Source organism: Rhizomicrobium sp. (genome assembly GCF_056722145.1).
The window spans coordinates 1-4,590 of record NZ_JBWZET010000159.1 but is presented as its reverse complement, the minus strand read 5'-3'; the positions used below and the strand labels follow the sequence as shown (position 1 = coordinate 4,590).

Genomic DNA, 4,590 nt, shown 5'->3' with positions numbered 1-4,590 from the left:
TGTTGATTTCTGCTGAGAGTTGACCCGGGAGGGGCGTAAATTTCCACTGAGAAGTGACCCATGTTCTGACCTTCCCCCTGGCTGACAGGTCGGGGGATGAGGAGTGATCGACATGGACCTTTTGAGTGTGATCCGCCGTTGGCATTTTCGCGAAGAGCTACCGATCCGGGAGATTGAGCGGCGGACGGGATTGTCGCGCAACACGATCCGCAAGTACCTGCGCGCCGAGACTTTGGTGCCGCAGTTCAGGGTTCCGGAGCGGCCGAGCAAGCTGGATCCGTTCGCCGAGAAGTTGACTGCCTGGCTGCGTGTCGAAGTGGGCAAGTCGCGCAAACAGAAGCGGACGGCGAAGCAGCTTTACGCGGACCTGACGGTTCTGGGCTACACCGGTTCCTACGGTCGGGTTGCGGCCTTTGTCAGGGAGTGGAAGCTCGAGCGGCAACGCGATCAGCAGACCAGTGGGCGGGGGACGTTCGTGCCGCTGGCATTCCAGCCCGGCGAGGCGTTCCAGTTCGACTGGAGCGAGGATTACGCGCTGCTTGGCGGCAAGGTGGTCAAGCTGCAGGTAGCCCACACCAAGCTGTCGCACAGCCGGGCGTTCATCGTCAGGGCCTATCTGCTCCAGACCCACGAGATGCTGTTCGATGCGCTGACCCAGGCGTTCCGGGTTCTGGGCGGAGTGCCGCAGCGCGGGATCTTCGACAACATGAAGACCGCGGTCGACAAGATCGGTTCGGGCAAGGCCCGGCAGGTCAACGCCCGGTTCGCGGCGATGGTCAGCCACTACCTGTTCGAGGCGGAGTTCTGCAACCCGGCCTCGGGCTGGGAGAAAGGGCAGGTCGAGAAGAACGTCCAGGATGCCCGGCACCGGCTGTGGCAGCCCACCCCCAGCTTCCCCGGTATCGACGCGCTCAACGCCTGGCTGGAGGAACGGTGCATCGCGCACTGGGCGCAGATCCAGCATGGCGTCCTGCCCGGCTCCATCGCCGACGTGCATGCCGCCGAAGCGGGCTGCCTGATGCCTGTGGGCCGGCCCTTCGACGGCTTTGTCGAGCATGCCAAGCGGGTATCGCCGACCTGCCTGGTGACGTTCGAACGTATCCGCTACAGCGTGCCGGCATCGTTCGCCAACCAGCGGGTGAGCTTGCGGGCCTACCCGGAGCGGCTCGTCATCGCCGCCGAGGGGCAGATCCTGTGCGAGCACGCCCGGATCATCGAGCGTTCCCATGATCACCCGGGGCGGACGATCTACGACTGGCGGCATTATCTGGCGGTCGTCCAGCGCAAGCCCGGCGCCCTGCGCAATGGCGCTCCCTTCCTCGAGATGCCCGAGCCGTTCCGGCGTCTCCAGGCCGGCCTGATCAAGCGGCCCGGCGGTGACCGGGAGATGGTGGAGATCCTCTCCCTGGTCCTGCATCATGACGAACAGGCCGTGCTGTACGCGGTCGAACTGGCGCTGGAGGCCGGACTGCCGACCAAGACGCATGTGCTGAACCTGCTGCATCGCCTGATCGACGGCAAGCCGGTCAACCCGGTCGCCATTGACGCGCCGCAGGCCTTGACCTTGCACCGCGAGCCCAAGGCCAATGTGGCCCGCTATGATGCCCTGCGTGGCAGGGGGTGGCGCCATGCGTCATGATCCCGCCAGCGCCGCCGTCGTCGTCATGCTGCGCAGCCTCAAGATGTATGGCATGGCCCAAGCCGCCGGAGACCTCGCCGAGCAAGGCGCCCCGGCCTTCGATGCTGCCGTGCCCATCCTCTCCCAGTTGCTCAAGGCCGAGGTCGCCGAGCGCGAGGTCCGATCGATCGCCTACCAGATCAAGGCGGCCAGGTTCCCGGCCTACAAGGATCTGGCCGGCTTCGACTTCGCCGCCAGCGAGGCGAACGAGGCGCTCGTGCGCCAACTCCACCGCGGCGACTTCACCGACAATGCCGACAACGTCGTGCTCATCGGTGGGCCCGGCACCGGCAAAAGCCATCTCGCCACCGCGCTCGGCGTTCATGCCGTCGAGCATCATCGCAAGAAGGTCCGGTTCTTTGCCACGGTCGATCTGGTCAACGCTCTCGAGCAGGAAAAGGCCATGAACAAGGCCGGGCAACTCGCCGAGCGCCTGCTGCGCCTCGATCTCGTCATCCTCGATGAGCTCGGCTATCTGCCGTTCAGCCCGTCAGGCGGAGCCCTGCTGTTCCACCTGCTCAGCAAACTCTACGAGCGCACCAGCGTGGTCATCACCACAAACCTCTCCTTCAGCGAGTGGGCAGGCGTGTTCGGCGATGCCAAGATGATTACCGCTCTGCTCGATCGGCTTACTCACCACTGCCACATCATCGAGACCGGAAACGACAGCTTCCGCTTCAAGGCCAGCGCCGCTGCCCCCAAATCCAGAAAGGAAAAATCACCCGCTTGACCCAAACCCCGCTGCGCGGGACATAACACCCACCCGGGTCACTTCTCGATGAAAATCCCGGGTCAACTCTCAGCAGAAATCAACAGGGTAGCCAATTTAAGTTATTGTTTTTACCTAAATGATGAGCTCCAGCTGGGCTCACCAGCGTTTTCAATGGTTCGGTGGGATGCCCGTTTTGGCCGAAAACCGATGGGCCATGCCGAACGGCGCGTTGCTTGTGGGTCGCCGGTGGCCGGGCATCGGGCCGCAAGAAATCGGCCTTCGCCGGGGCGGGAAGTGGCGCCTTCCAAGGACAGCGATAGCCAAACCGCGTGGCAACTGGCATTTGCCCCGACAGGTTCATGGATTTCAGGAGGGTGTCATGGCGATCTACAGGGTTCACGAAAGGCTTGTCGAACTGGTGGCGGCGGAATCCGTGGATGTGCTTTTCGGCATTCCCGACCCCAGCTTTTTTGGCATGTTTATCACCGCCGAACAGCAGGGCATGCGGATTGTCTCGCCCCACCACGAGGCGGCGGCGACGATGATGGCCGACGCCTATTATCGCATGACCGGCAAGCCCGGCGTCATCTGCATGAACAAGGGGCCAGGGGTCGCCAATGTGGCCAGTGGTGCCAATTACCTGCGGAAAGAGAATATTCCGGCCGTATTCCTGATGGCTCAGCGCCACAGTTTCTATGACGAGCGCGTAAGGCGCGGTAAGACCCAGCACATGAAGCAGCCGCCCATGTTCGAGGGCGTGATGAAGTATATCGGGGTGGTCCAGCATGTCGAACAGCTCGACGAGATCGTGCAGGAGGCTTTCCGCCAGGCGATGAGCGGGGTTCCCGGGCCGACCTATGTCGAACTGCCGCTGCACATCATGACCGCCGAGCTGGACCTGCCGCCCGCACCGCCGCCGCATCGCTATCGGCTCGTCAATCAGGAAGCCGGCACCCGTGCCATTGCCGAGGCCGTCGATATCCTGAAGACGGCCAGCGATCCGGTGATCCTGCTGGGACAGGGCGCGGTGGCCTCGCGCGGGCAGGCCGATGTCATTACCCTGGCTAACAAGCTGGGCTGTCCGATCATCAGCACGGTTTCGGTGGAGGCGGTGCTGGAAGGGATGGAGCAGCGGACCTTTCCCTATGGCTCCCCAACCACATCTGAAATCGTCGCCCGCGCCGATGCGGTGGTGGCGATCGGTACCGAGATTGGCGAGGCCATGCATTATGGCCGCGGCCGCCACTGGGCCAAGGGCAAAACCGACCGCAAGTGGATCTATATCGAGCGCGATCCCACCGCGATCGGCGTCAATCGCCCGATCGATGTGCCGCTGGTGGGCGATTTGCGCGCGGTGGTTCCCCAGCTCAACGCTGCGCTGGGCGATCTTGCCCGGCCGCTTCCTGTCGATCTCGAGGCGCTGTCCGCGCAACTTGCCGCTGAAAAGCAGGCGCTGATCGGGAAGCTTCCCACCCATTCCCAGCCGATCCACACCGGCGTCCTGGCGGTGGAAGCAACCCGGGTGCTCCCGCGAGAAACGGTGATCGTGCGCGATGGTGGCGCCGCCTCGATGTGGTTCCAGGCGGCCTTGCAGGTGAAGCCGCTGGATGCGATGTGGAATTCGAACTATGGAGCCATCGGCACCGGCCTGTCCTATGCGCTGGGCGCGAAACTGGCGGTGCCGGACCGGCCGGTGGTGCTGCTGACCGGCGATTCATCCTTCCTGTTCCACATCGGCGAACTGGAGACCGCCGTCCGCAAGAACCTGCCGGTGGTTTGCGTCGTGTCGGTCGATTACGCCTGGGGCCTGGAGGAGGCGTCCTACAAGGCGAACTTTGGCGAGAATACGCCGATCCCCGAGGCCCGCTGGAACCGGGCGGTCCGCTTCGACAAGACGGCGGAAAGCTTCGGTGCTCACGGCGAATATGTCGATCGGGTGGAGGATATCGCCCCGGCCATGCAGCGCGCCCTGGCTTGCGGGAAGCCGGCCGTGGTCCATGTCGTGGTTGATCCGTCGATCAACAGTAACTTCGCAGAGGTGCCGGGCTTTGCCGAATTCCGCACCTGGTATGGCGAGGAAGGCGATAATGCCAGCCCGATGGTCAATAACGCCAAGAGCGGTGCGGCGAAGGAATCCGCCAGCGGCTACTGATGCCATTTGCCGGGCAAGAGAAACGCCCCCGGAAGCGCTGGCTTCCGG

General features: G+C 63.7%; 3 protein-coding genes. All 3 read left to right on the top strand.

All coding sequences use genetic code 11. The features are described 5' to 3' along the window. Positions 1–112: 112 nt before the first annotated feature. The 3 genes from istA (at position 113) to AC1P6P_RS08745 (ending at position 4,542) form a co-directional block, all read left to right on the top strand. Positions 113–1,639 carry an IS21 family transposase gene (gene istA, locus AC1P6P_RS08755; protein ID WP_481402056.1) on the top strand — a complete coding sequence of 509 codons (1,527 nt, stop codon included), beginning with the start codon at positions 113–115 and terminating at the stop codon, positions 1,637–1,639. Next, positions 1,629–2,408 (top strand): IS21-like element helper ATPase IstB, encoded by a 780-nt coding sequence (gene istB, locus AC1P6P_RS08750; protein ID WP_481402054.1) that lies wholly within the window; start codon positions 1,629–1,631, stop codon positions 2,406–2,408. The genes istA and istB overlap by 11 nt, the downstream gene beginning before the upstream one ends. Positions 2,409–2,769: 361 nt before the next feature. Next, entirely contained in the window at positions 2,770–4,542 is a 1,773-nt protein-coding gene (locus AC1P6P_RS08745) for a thiamine pyrophosphate-binding protein (RefSeq protein WP_481402055.1), read from the top strand. Positions 4,543–4,590 lie beyond the last annotated feature (48 nt).

What these genes read in the sequence shown, in the direction of transcription:
- istB (WP_481402054.1), top strand. Translation starts at nt 1,629, where the DNA reads ATGCGTCATGATCCCGCCAGCGCCGCCGTCGTCGTCATGCTGCGCAGC.
- AC1P6P_RS08745 (WP_481402055.1), top strand. Translation starts at nt 2,770, where the DNA reads ATGGCGATCTACAGGGTTCACGAAAGGCTTGTCGAACTGGTGGCGGCG.
- istA (WP_481402056.1), top strand. Translation starts at nt 113, where the DNA reads ATGGACCTTTTGAGTGTGATCCGCCGTTGGCATTTTCGCGAAGAGCTA.